Origin of the sequence: Nitratireductor sp. GCM10026969, from assembly GCF_042660605.1 — a bacterium.
GTDB lineage: Bacteria > Pseudomonadota > Alphaproteobacteria > Rhizobiales > Rhizobiaceae > Chelativorans.
The window spans coordinates 1-14,797 of sequence record NZ_JBHSUM010000006.1 but is presented as its reverse complement, the minus strand read 5'-3'; the positions used below and the strand labels follow the sequence as shown (position 1 = coordinate 14,797).

The 14,797-nt window shown below is 63.1% G+C and carries 14 protein-coding genes; 8 read left to right on the top strand and 6 right to left on the bottom strand.

Annotated features, from left to right (window positions below; all coding sequences use genetic code 11):
• The first annotated feature begins 514 nt into the window (after positions 1 to 514).
• The 3 genes from ACFP9U_RS02815 to ACFP9U_RS02805 all read left to right on the top strand — a co-directional run bounded on the left by ACFP9U_RS02815 (position 515) and on the right by ACFP9U_RS02805 (position 5,483).
• Positions 515 to 4,312, top strand: coding sequence for a vitamin B12-dependent ribonucleotide reductase (locus ACFP9U_RS02815; RefSeq protein WP_378618874.1), 3,798 nt, complete (start codon positions 515 to 517; stop codon positions 4,310 to 4,312).
• A 548-nt stretch (positions 4,313 to 4,860) separates the two neighbouring features.
• A complete protein-coding gene (locus tag ACFP9U_RS02810; protein ID WP_378618873.1) occupies positions 4,861 to 5,067 on the top strand; it encodes a hypothetical protein in 207 nt (68 codons plus the stop codon).
• 125 nt (positions 5,068 to 5,192) lie between these two features.
• Positions 5,193 to 5,483 (top strand): CRISPR-associated protein Cas2, encoded by a 291-nt coding sequence (locus tag ACFP9U_RS02805; RefSeq protein ID WP_378618871.1) that lies wholly within the window; start codon positions 5,193 to 5,195, stop codon positions 5,481 to 5,483.
• 192 nt (positions 5,484 to 5,675) lie between these two features.
• Here ACFP9U_RS02805 and ACFP9U_RS02800 read toward each other — a convergent pair whose 3' ends face one another.
• The 6 genes from ACFP9U_RS02800 to doeA all read right to left on the bottom strand — a co-directional run bounded on the left by ACFP9U_RS02800 (position 5,676) and on the right by doeA (position 11,193).
• Positions 5,676 to 6,137, bottom strand: a complete 462-nt coding sequence (locus ACFP9U_RS02800; protein ID WP_378618870.1) for a hypothetical protein — start codon at positions 6,135 to 6,137, stop codon at positions 5,676 to 5,678.
• Between the two features lie 227 nt (positions 6,138 to 6,364).
• Positions 6,365 to 7,351 carry a GH25 family lysozyme gene (locus tag ACFP9U_RS02795; protein WP_378618868.1) on the bottom strand — a complete coding sequence of 329 codons (987 nt, stop codon included), beginning with the start codon at positions 7,349 to 7,351 and terminating at the stop codon, positions 6,365 to 6,367.
• A 132-nt stretch (positions 7,352 to 7,483) separates the two neighbouring features.
• A complete protein-coding gene (locus tag ACFP9U_RS02790) occupies positions 7,484 to 7,864 on the bottom strand; it encodes a response regulator (protein WP_378618867.1) in 381 nt (126 codons plus the stop codon).
• 178 nt (positions 7,865 to 8,042) lie between these two features.
• On the bottom strand, positions 8,043 to 8,732 hold the full coding sequence (locus ACFP9U_RS02785) for a GntR family transcriptional regulator (RefSeq protein ID WP_378618865.1): 690 nt from the start codon (positions 8,730 to 8,732) through the stop codon (positions 8,043 to 8,045).
• A 6-nt stretch (positions 8,733 to 8,738) separates the two neighbouring features.
• On the bottom strand, positions 8,739 to 9,896 hold the full coding sequence (argE, locus tag ACFP9U_RS02780; RefSeq protein ID WP_378618863.1) for an acetylornithine deacetylase: 1,158 nt from the start codon (positions 9,894 to 9,896) through the stop codon (positions 8,739 to 8,741).
• Positions 9,897 to 10,008: 112 nt separating this feature from the next.
• Positions 10,009 to 11,193: an ectoine hydrolase DoeA gene (doeA, locus tag ACFP9U_RS02775; RefSeq protein ID WP_378618862.1), complete on the bottom strand. Its 1,185-nt coding sequence runs from the start codon at positions 11,191 to 11,193 to the stop codon at positions 10,009 to 10,011.
• Positions 11,194 to 11,416: 223 nt separating this feature from the next.
• Between doeA and ehuB the strand changes: the two genes are divergently transcribed.
• From ehuB to ACFP9U_RS02750, 5 genes are all read left to right on the top strand, one after another.
• Positions 11,417 to 12,277 carry an ectoine/hydroxyectoine ABC transporter substrate-binding protein EhuB gene (gene ehuB, locus ACFP9U_RS02770; protein WP_378618860.1) on the top strand — a complete coding sequence of 287 codons (861 nt, stop codon included), beginning with the start codon at positions 11,417 to 11,419 and terminating at the stop codon, positions 12,275 to 12,277.
• A gap of 126 nt (positions 12,278 to 12,403) precedes the next feature.
• Positions 12,404 to 13,126 carry an ectoine/hydroxyectoine ABC transporter permease subunit EhuC gene (gene ehuC, locus ACFP9U_RS02765; RefSeq protein WP_322450653.1) on the top strand — a complete coding sequence of 241 codons (723 nt, stop codon included), beginning with the start codon at positions 12,404 to 12,406 and terminating at the stop codon, positions 13,124 to 13,126.
• Between the two features lie 3 nt (positions 13,127 to 13,129).
• The gene (gene ehuD / locus ACFP9U_RS02760; protein WP_378618858.1) at positions 13,130 to 13,804 is read left to right on the top strand and encodes an ectoine/hydroxyectoine ABC transporter permease subunit EhuD; all 675 of its coding nucleotides are present in this window, start codon (positions 13,130 to 13,132) and stop codon (positions 13,802 to 13,804) included.
• Positions 13,801 to 14,577, top strand: a complete 777-nt coding sequence (gene ehuA, locus ACFP9U_RS02755) for an ectoine/hydroxyectoine ABC transporter ATP-binding protein EhuA (protein WP_378618857.1) — start codon at positions 13,801 to 13,803, stop codon at positions 14,575 to 14,577. Before ehuD ends, ehuA begins: the two co-directional genes overlap by 4 nt.
• Positions 14,577 to 14,797, top strand: a 221-nt coding sequence (locus ACFP9U_RS02750) for a pyridoxal-phosphate dependent enzyme (protein ID WP_378618855.1), incomplete at its 3' end; no start/stop codon positions are given. The genes ehuA and ACFP9U_RS02750, both read left to right, overlap by 1 nt.

The window sequence follows — 14,797 nt, the reverse complement described above, 5'->3', positions numbered from 1 at the left end:
TCACAAAACTTACAAGGAACGAGTGCTTGACGGGCGAAAGCGAGTCGCCTTTTAATGATCGCACGCGTTCCGTTGCGGGCGCGGTTGAAAAGTTCAGCAGTCTGTCAGTTTCCAATCGGGTATGTGTATCTGTTCGTCCGCCTGTTGTCGCCGCAGGGGGATGGAGACGGTTTTGCGTTTGAGAAGGCGATGGGGGCGCTGGGTATCAGGGCTGGTTTTAGCAAGCTGTTAATACTATATTTAGTGTTTGCTGAGAAAACCGGCACCAGATAATGTGAACTTCTCCGTTTGGAGAACCATCACAGGAAGCGTCGGAATGGACTGGCCGGTTTCCCCGGCACGTGCGGCCAGGCGGTGACGCCGCGGCGGTCACGGGCACGGGGAATCAGGAACGATTACCGCCGCGATACGAGGTGCGGCGGGCTGCTGTGGATTGGCCGTCCAGACGGGGAAAATGCGGCGAGCATGTCACCGCGAAGGACGCTATATTTAGGGATCGAACAGAGGGACGAAGATGCGCATCGAACGCCGGTTCACCAAAGAAGGCCAGTCTCCGTACGCGGAGATCGCGTTCCGCAAGGCCTTGAGCGAGATCAAGAACCCGGACGGCTCGACCGTCTTCCGGCTCGACAACATCGACGTGCCGGCCCAGTTCTCGCAGGTCGCGAGCGACATTCTCGCCCAGAAATATTTCCGCAAGGCCGGCGTGCCGGCGCGCCTGAAAAAGGTTGAGGAGAATTCGGTCCCCTCCTTCCTGTGGCGCTCGGTGGCTGACCAGGAGGCGCTGAAGGAACTTCCCGAGGAGGAGCGCTACGGCTCCGAGACGGACGCCCGCCAGGTCTTCACCCGGCTGGCCGGCACCTGGACCTACTGGGGCTGGAAGGGCGGCTATTTCGATTCCGAGGAAGACGCCCGCGCCTTCATGGACGAGCTTTGCTACATGCTCGCCACCCAGCGCGTCGCCCCCAACTCCCCGCAATGGTTCAACACCGGGCTGCATTGGGCCTACGGCATCGACGGTCCCGGCCAGGGCCACTACTATGTCGACCCCTTCACGGGAAAGCTGACGAAGTCCAAGTCGGCCTACGAGCACCCGCAGCCGCATGCCTGCTTCATCCAGTCCGTTGGCGACGACCTCGTCAACGAGGGCGGTATCATGGATCTCTGGGTGCGCGAGGCGCGCCTCTTCAAATACGGCTCCGGCACCGGCTCAAACTTTTCTCACCTGCGCGGCGAAGGCGAGAGGCTGTCGGGTGGCGGCAAGTCCTCCGGTCTCATGTCCTTCCTCAAGATCGGCGATCGGGCGGCCGGCGCCATCAAGTCCGGCGGCACGACGCGGCGGGCGGCCAAGATGGTCGTCGTCGACATCGACCATCCCGATATCGAGGACTATATCGACTGGAAGGTGAAAGAGGAGGAGAAGGTCGCCTCACTCGTCACCGGCTCCAAGATCGTCAAGAAGCACCTCGAAGCCATCATGAAGGCCTGCGTCAACTGCCAGGCCGACAATGACGACTGCTTCGATCCCAAGAAGAACCCGGCCTTGAAGCGCGAGGTCAAGGCGGCCAAGAAGAACGCCGTACCGGAAAACTACATCAAGCGCGTCATCCAGTTCGCGCGCCAGGGCTACACGGACATCGCCTTCAAGACCTACGACACGGACTGGGATTCGGAAGCCTATCTCACCGTCTCCGGCCAGAACTCCAACAATTCCGTCTCGCTCAAGGACGACTTCCTGCGCGCCGTCGAGAACGATGGCGACTGGACGCTGATCAACCGCATCGACGGCAGGCCGGCGAAGACGCTGAAGGCTCGCGATCTTTGGGAGAAGATCGGCTACGCCGCCTGGGCGTCAGCCGATCCGGGCCTCCACTTCAACACCACCATGAACGACTGGCACACCGCGCCGGCGGCCGGCCCCATCCGCGCGTCGAACCCGTGCTCGGAATACATGTTCCTGGACGACACGGCCTGCAACCTCGCCTCCATCAACCTGCTGCAATACCGCGGCAAGGACGGCAAGATCGACATCGCGGCCTACGAGCACACGGTTCGCCTTTGGACCATCGTGCTGGAGGTCTCCGTGATGATGGCCCAGTTCCCGTCCAGGGAGATCGCCCAGCTTTCCTACCAGTACCGCACGCTCGGCCTCGGCTACGCCAATATCGGCGGTCTCTTGATGACCTCCGGCATTCCCTACGATTCCGATGAGGGCCGCGCCATCTGCGGCGCGCTGACCGCCATCATGACGGGCGTCGCCTACGCCACCTCCGCCGAGATGGCCGGCCAGCTCGGCCCCTTCCCGGACTATGAGCGCAATGCCGAACACATGCTGCGCGTCATCCGCAACCACCGCCGCGCCGCCCATGGGGAAGCGCAAGGCTACGAGGCGCTCGCCGTCAATCCCGTCCCCCTCAAGGCCGCCGAATGCCCGGACGCCGACCTCGTGGAGCACGCCAAGGCCGCCTGGGACCGCGCGCTGGCGCTCGGCGAGAAGCACGGCTACCGCAACGCCCAGGCGACCGTGATCGCCCCCACCGGCACGATCGGCCTCGTCATGGATTGCGACACGACCGGCATCGAGCCCGACTTCGCGCTGGTGAAGTTCAAGAAGCTCGCCGGCGGCGGCTATTTCAAGATCATCAACCGCGCCGTGCCCGAGGCGCTGCGCACCCTCGGCTATTCCGAAGCCCAGATCGCCGAGATCGAGGCCTATGCCGTCGGCCACGGCAATCTGAACCAGGCACCGGGCATCAACCCCTCGACCCTGAAGGCCAAGGGCTTCACCGACGAGAAGATCGCCGCGCTCAACGAGGCGCTCAAATCCGCCTTCGACATCAAGTTCGCGCTCAACCAGTGGACGCTGGGCGCTGACTGGCTGAAGGAGACCTTCGGCTTTGCCCAGGAGCAGCTCGACGACTTCTCCTTCGAGCTCCTGCCGGCGCTCGGCTTCTCGAAAAAGGAGATCGAGGCCGCCAACATCCACATCTGCGGCGCCATGACGCTCGAGGGCGCGCCGCACCTGAAGGCCGAGCACCTGCCCGTCTTCGACTGCGCCAGCCCCTGCGGTAAGGTCGGCAAGCGCTATCTGTCGGTCGAAAGCCACATCCGCATGATGGCTGCCGCCCAGCCTTTCATCTCGGGCGCCATCTCCAAGACCATCAACATGCCCAACGACGCGACGGTGGACGACTGCAAACAAGCCTACATGCTGTCGTGGAAGCTGGCGCTGAAGGCCAATGCGCTCTACCGCGACGGCTCAAAGCTCTCCCAGCCCCTCAACGCCTCGCTGCTCTCCGACGACGACGAGGAGGCCGACGATCTCGTGGAGGAGCTGGTGGCAAGCCCCGCCGCCGCCCAGGCCACGCAGGTCACCGAAAAGATCGTCGAGCGCGTGGTCGAGCGCCTCTACCGCGACCGCGAGAAGCTGCCCAACCGCCGCAAGGGCTATACCCAGAAGGCCGTGGTCGGCGGCCACAAGGTTTACTTGCGCACCGGCGAGTTCGACGACGGCCGCCTCGGCGAGATCTTCATCGACATGCACAAGGAAGGCGCAGCCTTCCGCGCCATGATGAACAATTTCGCCATCGCCATCTCGCTCGGCCTGCAATACGGCGTGCCGCTCGAAGAATATGTGGAGGCCTTCACCTTCACCAAGTTCGAGCCGGCCGGCATGGTGCAGGGCAACGACGCCATCAAGAACGCCACCTCGATCCTCGACTATGTCTTCCGCGAGTTGGCGGTCTCCTATCTCGGCCGCTCCGACCTCGCCCATGTCGATACGTCCGACTTCGACAAGACCGCGCTCGGCCGCGGCATCAACGAAGGCAAGGCCCTTCCCTTCTCCAAGGGCCTAACCCGCGGCGCCACCCCCTTCAAGCTGGTCTCCGGCAAGTCGGAGCCGAAGGGCGAGGCCAAGGGCGGCGCAGACACCCCTGCCCGCTCCGCCCCCACCGCGAAATCAGGCTCCAACGTCCACACCATCTCCTCCTCCGGCGGCACGGTGACGGCGCTGAAGCCCGCCTATGCCGGCCTCCAGGAAGAAGCCACCGCCTTCCGCCGCGACTACGAGGAGCGCGCCAAGGAACTGGCCGAGGAGGCCCTCGAAGACGAAGGCATGAACGCCCTCTTCTCCGACACGGCGGCCGAGGAAGCGGCGGAGGCCAAGAAGGTCGAAAGCCACCGCCGGGCCCAAGCCATCGCGCAAGGGTATACGGGCAACATGTGCTCGGAGTGCCAGAACTTCACGATGGTGCGGAATGGGACCTGCGAGAAGTGCGATACGTGCGGGGCGACGAGCGGGTGTAGTTGAGAAGCATCCGCGAGCGAGTAGTAGCAGCAACCGAAACGAATCACGCTCGGCCCAGTCGAAGATTGGGCCGACTGATTCGAGGAAAACGGCTACGGCAACCGCCTCAGCCAGCTAGATAAAGCGCGGCTTTCCTGTGCAAATGATGTGGAGAACACATTATCCACAGCAAACGACTAAAATGCGCTTGCAGTGCAATCGATACCAGATATGGTATCCAGTCCTTGACTTCTACCTGTATATTGGCGTCAACGGACTTTGAATAGTGATGCTACGATTCTCTGTTCAGGTCAAGTTCGGCTGTGGATAAGGGGTACTACGAGATAAGGGATGGACTCAAACGGACTGTTGGGGAAGCATCAAAAACGAAAGGCGGCATAACCCATTTGGGATCACACCGCCCTTCTGTGAACAGCCAAGGTGGACCCGCCGCCCTTGCCGCTCACTCGCTCGCTAAAGCGTGGGCATGCTGTTCTCATGATCAACGGATGTCAAGCGCGACCAAAAGGCGCTGCGCATCAAGTGATGCGGGAGAAAGGAGAACAGGCCCCATGGCACGCTACTACGTAAACAAGAACGCGCAGTCAAATGGTGACCATGAAGTGCATACCACTGGTTGCAGCTTCATGCCTCAGCCGGAAAACCGAATCTATCTTGGTGACTTCACCTCCTGCCGTCCAGCAGTAAGTGAAGCAAAAAAGCACCGTGATCAGGTCAACGGCTGCTACTACTGCAGCTACAGCTGTCACACCCAGTAGGGGTGCGCGACATCCTCACAAGCGCCAAAGCCGACCCGAAGGGTTGGCTTTGGCCATGGCAATTGAGGCCAAAGGCCATATTTCTGCGTCGAAGTGCCTGAGGCTCGACTAGAATTAGGACCCCCATGGCTAACAACATTCACATCTCATACGACCTCTACAAGCCCGGACAGAACTACGAGAACGTGATCGCCAAGATCAAGACTCTTGGTGGCTGGGCGAAAATTCACAAATCATTTTGGTATCTGGACACCCCTCTTTCCGCCGAAGAGGTCGCTAGAGCGGTTTGGTACGTGATGGACCAGAATGACAGCCTCTATGTCGTGGACGTCACAAACAACATGGCGCACTGGTACAATATCAGCCCAGAGGCTTCCCAGTACATTCAGCAACACTGGTACTCAAAAGCGGCTTAGGATGAAGTTGAGAGGCATCGCTCCTACTTAAGAGCCCTTCCTCCTCACCTTCGTCATCCCAGGGTGGTGCCGAAGGCGCAGACCTGGGATCCATGCCGTTCCCTCTCCGCTCACGCCCGACGCTTCCGGCACTGGATGCCCGATGCCGGAAAGCCCGCACCCGTCGCCGCCTTCCTCGCATGACAGGACGCGCTACCCCGCCGCCACGCGGATAGAGGCGTTCAGGCGCCAGTAGTAATAGATCACCGGGAGCGTCACGACCGGAAGGATATACGGATAACCGGACAAGTCCGTTCCGGGAAAGAAGAACGAAGCGACGACGTAGTATCCGATGAGGAGAAGGCAAATCAAAAATGTCTGGATGCCGACCGGAAAACCGATACAGACCATCCTTTCGATAAACTCCCTGTCGTCTCCGCGCCTGTTCGTGCTGTAGCAGACCAATACGCCAGCCAGTTGCACGACAATGTAAAAGATGTCGAGAACCAGGTCCCATCGGCTGGCACCCTCCTCTTCCGCCCCCGCGGTGAAGGAGGATGAGAACAACGCGATCGTGACCGTTGTGAAAATTAAATAGTACAGCAGCCTCTCCCTCGAGGAGACGGCACCATTCCTGAAACGCTGGGCGAGTTCCCGGTCTCTGACAAAATTCATGCGTGCTTCCAATCTTTTTCAATATTTCAGCCGATCCCCCCGAAAGGCGCGGGTCCGACGTCATGTTCAAAACAAAAAATATATACCCGCACCGCCGCAAATGCGGGTGAGCGGCGCGGAATGCGCCCGGTAGTGCGCAATGGTGGCAAAAAAGCGAACCGGCCACGCCGGAAACCGATGGCGGCCTCAAATCCCCGCGGCAAAGGCGCGCGCGCCGGGCGCGCGCCTCACCCGGCGACGTGCGCGAGCCAGCGCCGCCACTCCGCCTCGTCGCCGTAAAAGACGTTGAGGTCGATGCGCCCGTCCACGCCGCCGCTCAAGCCCGAGCCCGAATATTGCCAAAACACCCAGTCGCGGCCGGGATAGACCTTGGAGGGGTGCTCGGCGACCGCGCGCAGCCAGAACGGATGGTTCGGGAAGGCGCCTTTCAGCACGTGGTCGTAGAAGTCCGGCGTGGTGTAGATGATGGGCCGCTGTCCGTAGTGCCGCTCGAGCCGCTCCACGAAGACCGCGATTTTCTCCAGGATCTCGGCGCGCGACGGGCGCCATTTGCAGCTCGACTGGTGGTTCCATTCAAGGTCCAGCACCGGCGGCAGCGCACCCTTCTCCTTCGGGACGTTGCGGATGAACCATTTCGCCTGGTCGGACGCCTTCCGGCACCAATAGAAGAAATGATACGCCCCGCGCATGATGCCGGCACGGTGCGCGCCCTCCCAGTTTTTCCTGAACATCGGGTCGAGATGGTCGATGCCGTCGGTCGCCTTGATGAAGGCGAAGTTGGCCCCGTGGGCGCGCAGGCTCGGCCAGTCGATTTCGCCCTGCCAGCGCGAGACGTCGACACCGTGAACGGCGTGGTGCTTGGGCGTCACGCGCCCGAAGTCGATGGGGTGGGCATCGTCGAAGCGGGCGGGAACGACGCGCACGGACGACGCGGCGTTCGAGCGCAGCTGCGGCTTCGGCGGGTTGGCGAAGGCCACCTGCTCGAAGGCCGCCGCCTTCACGTGGTCTGGTTCGGCGATGGCGGTCATGCCGGCCGCGGTGTCGGCCGTCTCGCCACTTCCGCCCGGAACGGCGGCATCGGGCCTGACGATGGAGGCCGTCGTCTCCGCCGACGGTTTCGTGACCTTCAGCGCCGAATCGATGTCGGTGTTGCCCGAACAGGCGGCAAGCCCGAGGCAGGCGGCAAAGAATGTGACCAACAAAGAACTGCGCATGCGACCTGCACCCCCCGGTCCAAAGCGAGGCACGGCACCTCGCATGTGGGCGAGCCTGCAGCGTTAGCGCAAAGTTGCCAATAAAGTTTGAATCGTCGCGTTAACCGGTTTTTCGGAGAGAACACCCGCCCGTCAGCCGCCGCCGTCGGGCTCGACGCCCTGCCGGCGAAGGGCGTCCACGAGACTTGCAGGCTCGAGCGGCTTGCCAAGGATCGGATAGCCGGTCCATTCCACCGGTATGTCGCTGCGTGAACGCGCGGTGGAAAAGACGATGGGGATTTGCCTGGTGCGCAGTTCCTCGGCCAGCGGAAACACCACTTCACGGCCGAGGTTCACGTCCAGAAAGGCAAGGCCGATCACGTGGTCGCGCAGAACATCCCTGCCCTGCTCCACGCTGTGGGCGACATGGATATCCCAGAAGCCCAGCTGCTGAAACTTGTCCTCGACATCCAGCGCGATAAGAAATTCGTCCTCGACGACGAGCACGCCGACCCGGCGCTGCAATCCTCCCATATCGTTCCCCTGCCACGAGCGTGGTCCCACCTGTTCGTGTCCCTCGCTGGGCCAACCAGCATAAGGAGCGGAGGTTCCATAGGATGCTGCATGATTGCGCTCTTCATTGCGGGCGGAACGCGGCCGTCGGCCGGCAACGCGGGGCCCGCTCCCAGTCGTGCGTTTCCCGTCGTCGACCTCAGCGCGCCGGATGGGTTTCCGCTCGCAGTCTGGCGAAGCTCATCGCTACATGGGAGCGACGGATATGCCCGATGATCCTCAGATCGCCCGCCTCGATGGCCGCCACCGTATCGGCCATCTCGCGCTGGAAGATGCTGATCTCGTTTCGCAGCATGTTCTCGTACTGCGCGAGCCGCGAAGCGGTTTTCAGCCAGACGCGGGTCGTCTGGTAGTAGAGCCGCTCGGAAATCTCCTTGAGCGGCTCGTTGGCCGTCAGCGTCATCAGGAGATGGAAGAACTCCATATTCAGCCTGGCGAACTCGCGCGCGTCGGGCTTGTCCGCCAGCTCCCGCCCGCGTTCGACGAGGCGGCGAAAGGCCGCCAGCCTTTCCGGGTCCGGCGCGACCGGGGCCAGCTTGCCGATCAGTTCGGCCAGTTCGACACGCAGTTGATAGACCTGCTGCAAGTCGTCGATACTGAAATCCGTGACGATCGTGCCGACGCCGTGGACGGATCTGACAAGGCCCTCGTCCTCAAGCCGCGCCAGGACGCGGCGGATGGGCGTACGGCTGGTGCTGAACTCGGCGGCGAGATCCTCTTCGCGCAACCGCCGCCCCGGCGGGTAGTCCAGGAGACAGATGCGGCGGCGCAATATCCGGTAGATTTTCTCGAAGCGGACACGCGCCTCGCTGCCGCCCGCCTTTCCCATCTCCGCTCACACCAGTTTCGCCGTGAGCCGCTCGAGCATGCCGAGGCAGGCGGAGAGCTGCTCGACGGCAACGAACTCGTCGGGCTTATGTGCCTGGGCGATCGAACCTGGGCCGCAGATGACGGCGGAAACACCCGCGCTCTGGAAGAGGCCCGCCTCGGTGCCGAAGGCCACCACCTCCGCCTCGGTGAGGCCGGTCAGTTCGGAAACAATGCGCCGGGCTTCCGATCGGGGCGCCGGCTCCAGTCCCTCCACCTCGCCGACCACATGGGTGACGATGTCCGCCTCGCGCGAGATCGCCTGCATGGCCGGGCGCAGCACCGCGTCGATATAGGCCTGGACGTTGTCCTTGACGAAAGCCGCGTCGGCCTCCTGCACGGGGCGCATCTCCCATTCCACGGCGCAATGGCCGGGAATGACGTTGCGGGCCGCGCCCCCTTGCATGAGGCCGACCTGCAATGTCGTCCAGGGCGGCCGGAAAGGGCTTTCCGCCGGTGCGCGAGCCTTGAGATCCTCCGCCAGCGCCATCAGGCGCGAAACGTAGCGCACGGCATATTCCACCGCATTGACGCCGCGGTCGGGGTCGGAGCCGTGGCCCTCGAGGCCGCGGAATTCGGTCGTATACTCGTAGCAGCCCTTGTGCCCCTCGATGATGCGCATCAGGGTCGGCTCGCCGATAATGGCCGCCGCGGGGTGGATCTGCGCGCGCTTCAGATCCTCCATCAGCGCCCGCGCGCCGAAGCAGCCCACCTCCTCATCATAGGTGAAGGCGAAATGCAGGGGCCGCTTGAGCGTCCTTTCGGCGAAGACGGGCGCCATGGCGAGGCAGCAGGCGATGAAGCCCTTCATGTCGCATGTGCCGCGCCCGTAGAGTCGCCCGTCCGCCTCGCGCAGGCGAAAGGGGTCGCCCGTCCAGTCCTGCCCTTCCACGGGCACGACGTCGGTGTGTCCCGAAAGGACGATGCCGCCGTCGCCCTCCGGCCCGAGGGTGGCGAAAAGATTGGCCTTGGTGCCGCTTTCGTCATGGTGGATCGAAAGCCGCGCGCCGGCCTCGCTCAGGATCTCGCCGGCATAGGCGATGAGCCCCAGATTGCTGTCGGCCGAAACGGTCGGGAACGCCACCAGATCGGCAAGAATATCTCTCGTTCGTGCGATATCGGCCATGCGTCGGTCCTGCATTCCAGCGCGGGGGGCGCCGGCGGTGCGGGGTCGGACGAAACCCGCCGCACCGCCGAAGGCGCGCTCCGCGACATTGATCATGAAACGCCGACGGCGTCTATTCCTTCACGATAAGCTCGCGCGGCCGCTTGCAAAGGGTCTCCGCCGGGCCTTCCTCCCTGATGAGGATGGTCTCCGTGATCTCCAGACCCCAGTCGGCCATCCACAGCCCCGGCATGAAGTGGAACGTCATGCCCGGTTCCAGGATAGTCTCATCCTCGCGGCGGAAGGAGATGGTGCGCTCGCCCCAGTCCGGCGGATAGGAGATACCGATGGAATAACCGCAGCGCCCGTCGCGCTTGATGCCGGCCTTTTCCAGCGCGCCGTAGAGCGCTTCGGCGACCTGGCCGGCGCGATTGCCGGCACGGGCGATGTCGAGGCCGGCCTCGATCCCCTCCACCAGTGCCTTTTCCGCCTCAAGCATGTATTGCGGGGGCGTGCCGAGGAAGACGGTGCGGCAGAAGGGCGTGTGGTAACGGCGGTAACAGCCGGCGATCTCGAAGAACGTCGCGTGCCCCTGCTCGAAGCGACGCCCGTCCCAGGTCAGGTGCGGGGCGGCGGCGTCCGAACCGGTGGGCAGAAGCGGCACGATCGCCGGATACTCGCCCCAGTCGTCGTCGACGCCGCGGATGGCGTCGGCATAGATCTCGGCCACCAGGTCGTTCTTCTTCATGCCCGGCTCGATGCGCTCGACGATGCCGTCGATCATCTTTTCGGAAATGCGCGCCGCGCGGCGCATGAAGACCAGTTCCTCGTCCGACTTGACGGCGCGCTGCCAGTTCACCAGCCCGGTGGCGTCGACGAATTTGGCGTCCGGGAGCTCTTCCTTGAGGACCAGATACGCCTTCGCGGAGAAATAATAGTTCTCCAGTTCCACGCCGATGCGCTGATTGCCGTAGCCGTGGGCGCGGATGATCTCCGCAAGGTGCTGCATGGGATGCAGCGAATTGGCCTGTACATAGTGATCGGGATAGCGCAGCACCCGCTCGTCATCCATGTAGCAGGTGCGTACGGCGCCATTGCCGTCCATCGACCGCCCCCACCAGATCGGGTCGCTCTCCTTGAAGACCAGGACGCCCTGATGGACATAGAAGGACCAGCCGTCATAGCCGGTCAGCCAGGCCATGTTGGACGGATCCTCGACGAACAGGATATCGATTCCCTTGGCTTCCATCGCCTGACGCGTCTTGTCGAGGCGGGTGGCATATTCCTGAAGGGAGAAAGGCAGGACGGATGCGGGCATGAGACCTCCGGAACCACGCAAGGCTTCCCGGCATTCCGACGCGTCCCACGCGCCATTGCTGCCGGGCGGTGCTAACCGTTTCTGTTTGAAATAATTGGGAACTCTGTTGAACCTTCCGCGTTGTCGAAGGCCCGTTGACAAGCGCTCGACACGCGTGATGATGTATACAACAGGCTGTGTCGGCCAGCAATTTCATTTTTCACGAAAACGCAGGGGAGACACCATGAGACGGACTGTTCTGAAGGGAATGGTGGCGCTGGGTGCCGTGGCGGCGTCACTGGGTACGTTCGCCACCGCCGCTTCCGCGCAGGACACGCTGGAGAGTGCGCGCGAGCAGGGCTATATCCGCGTCGGATTCGCCAACGAGGCGCCTTATGGCTTCGCCACGCCCGCCGGTGAATTGACCGGTGAATCCCCGGAGGTCGCGAAGGAAATCCTTTCCCGCATGGGCATAGATGAAGTCGACGGCGTGCTCACCGAGTTCGGCTCGCTGATTCCCGGCCTCCAGGCGGGCCGCTTCGACATCATCGCCGCCGGCATGTTCATCACGCCGGAGCGCTGCGAGCAGGTCGCCTTTTCCGAACCGTCCTACGGCATCGGGCAGGCGCTCCTCGTCGCCGAGGGCAATCCCGAAAACATCACCGACTACGGCTCCATCGCCGAAAACGGCGACCTGACCCTTGCCGTCATGGCCGGTGCCGTGGAGGCCGGCTATGCAGAGACGGCGGGAATTCCGGAGGACCAACTCGTGGTTCTGCCCGACCAGGCCAGCCTGGTGAGCGCCGTGCGGGCCGGTCGCGCCGATGCGGCCGCGCTGACCGCCCTGTCCATCCAGCGCATGGCGGAAAACAACGAGGGCGTGGAATCCACCGAGCCCTTCGCCGAGGTCGCTGGCGAATCCGTGATGGGCCACGGCGGCTTTGCCTTCCGCAAGGAGGACGAAGCGCTTCTGGAGGAGTTCAACAGCCACCTGACGGACTTCATCGGCACCGAGGAGCATATCGAGCTCGTGTCGCAGTTCGGCTTCGGCGAAGGCTATCTGCCGACGCAGACGACCGAGGAACTCTGCTCGAGCGACGGATAAGGCCGGCGAAAGAGAACGGCGGCACCGGTTTCGGCCGGGCCGCCTCGAATCGAGGCTCCCGCAGAAGCGGTGGGGAAAGGACCGCGCCGATCAAGCGGTTGTAATCGGGGGATGTGAGGGTTCGCGATGCAACTTCGCCAGCTCGCGGTTTGCGCAATCGTCTTCTTCACCGCGGGCCTGGCGGTCTCCAGCTTCGCAGGCTTCCGAGAATTCATCCCCGGCCTCCTGCAGGGCGCCTGGGTCACAATCCAGATCACCGTCGGCGGATCGCTGCTCGCCGTCGTCATGGCGCTGATCGGCGCGATGGCCAAAATGTACGGTCTCGGCCCGATCCGCTGGCTGGCCGTCGCTTACATCGAGATCTTCCGCGGCACCTCGGCGCTGGTCCAGCTTTTCTGGCTTTTCTTCGTGCTGCCCCATTTCGGCGTCGTGCTCGATCCTATGACCGTGGCCATCGCCGCCCTGGGGCTCAATGTGGGCGCCTACGGGGCCGAAGTGGTGCGCGGCGCGGTGAATTCCGTACCCCGCGGCCAGTGGGAAGCGTCCGTCGCCCTTAACATGCCGCGGGCACTGGCGTTGCGCCGGATCATCCTGCCGCAGGCTTTCGTGGCGATGATCCCGCCGTGGGGCAATCTCTTCATCGAGCTCCTGAAGGCGACGGCACTCGTCTCGCTCATCACGATTTCCGACCTCACCTTCAAAGCACAACAGATGAACCAGATCACGTTCCGCACGGTCGAGATCTTCACAATCGTTTTGGTCATGTATCTGGCGATCTCCATCGTCATCACCGTCGGCACGCGCACGCTCGAGACAATCGCTGCACGCGGCATCGCGCGGGGGAGATGAGCGATGTGGGATTGGAGCTACGTCTGGGAGATAATGCCGGCGCTGCTGCGCGCTTCACTGGTCACCATACAGGCGACGGTACTGGGTTTCATCCTGGCCGCCGTTCTCGGCCTGGTGCTTGCCATCCTGCGCATGTCGAAGACGGCGTGGATCTCCGTTCTCACCGCGGGTTTCATCGAATTCATCCGCTCCACACCGGTGCTGATCCAGATCTTCTTCATCTATTTCGTCTTTCCCGAATTCGGCATCGTCCTGCCAGCCATGGTCGCCGGAGTGATCGCGCTCGGCCTGCACTACGGCTCCTACTGCTCGGAGGTTTACCGCGCCGGGCTCGAAAACATACCCAGCGGACAATGGGAGGCCTCCATCGCGCTCAATCTGAGCCCCTACATCACCTTCCGCGACATCATCATCCCGCAGGCGATTCCGCCCGTGGTGCCGGCGCTCGGCAACTATCTGGTGGCCCTTTTCAAGGAGACGCCGCTGCTTTCGGCCATCGCGGTGCTGGAACTCATGCAGACGGCCAAGATCCTGGGGTCCGAAAGCTTCCGCTATGTCGAGCCGATCACGATCGTCGGGGCGTTCTTCCTGGTCATGAGCCTGGTCGCGGCGGCATTGATCCGCCGGGTGGAGGCCTATCTCAACCGCACCCTGCGCAATCCCGGAGGCGCGCGATGACGACTCCCATGGTCAAGTTCGACAATGTGACCAAGCGCTACGGCTCCCTGACCGTGCTCGACTCGCTCAATCTGGAAATCGCCCCCAACGAGAAGGTGGCCATCATCGGCCCATCCGGCTCCGGCAAGACGACGGTGCTGCGCATGCTGATGACGCTGGAACGCATCAACGAGGGCGTCATCTATGTCGACGGCGAGCCGATGACGCACATGCAGAAGAACGGAAAGCTGGTGCCGGCCGACGAGCGCTATCTGCGACGCGTGCGCGGCAACATCGGCATGGTCTTCCAGCACTTCAACCTTTTCCCGCACATGTCGGCGCTCAAGAACTGCATGGAAGCGCCGGTCCATGTGCTGGGCCTTTCCAGGAAGGAGGCGGCGGAACGGGCCACGGAACTCCTCGACATGGTGGGGCTCGGCGACAAGAGAGATCAGTATCCGAGCCAGCTTTCCGGCGGCCAGCAGCAGCGCGTGGCCATCGCCCGCGCGCTTGCCATGCGGCCCAAGGTGATGCTCTTCGACGAGGTGACCTCCGCACTCGATCCGGAACTCGTCGGCGAGGTACTCAACGTCATCCGCAAGCTCGGCACCGAGCACAGCCTGACCATGCTTATGGTCACCCACCAGATGGGCTTCGCCAGGGAGTTCGCCGACCGCGTCTGCTTCTTCTATGGCGGCAGGATCGCCGAATCCGGCAAGCCCGACGAGATCTTCAACGAGCCCAAGGAAGAGCGCACGCGCCAGTTCCTGAGCGCCGTTCTGGAGGCAAGCTAGTGGTAACGACGCTTTCGCTGGCCGATATCCTGGCGGCGCGCCGGCGGATTGCCGGCACCGCCACGCTGGACACGCCGCTCGTCCCCTCCCCTTTCCTCGCCCGGATCGCCGGCCACGACGTGCTGCTCAAGCTGGAAATCGCCCAGGCCACCGGCGCCTTCAAGCTGCGCGGTGCGGCCAACGCCGTTCTGGCCCTGCCCGAGGACGCGGCGGGCGTGAC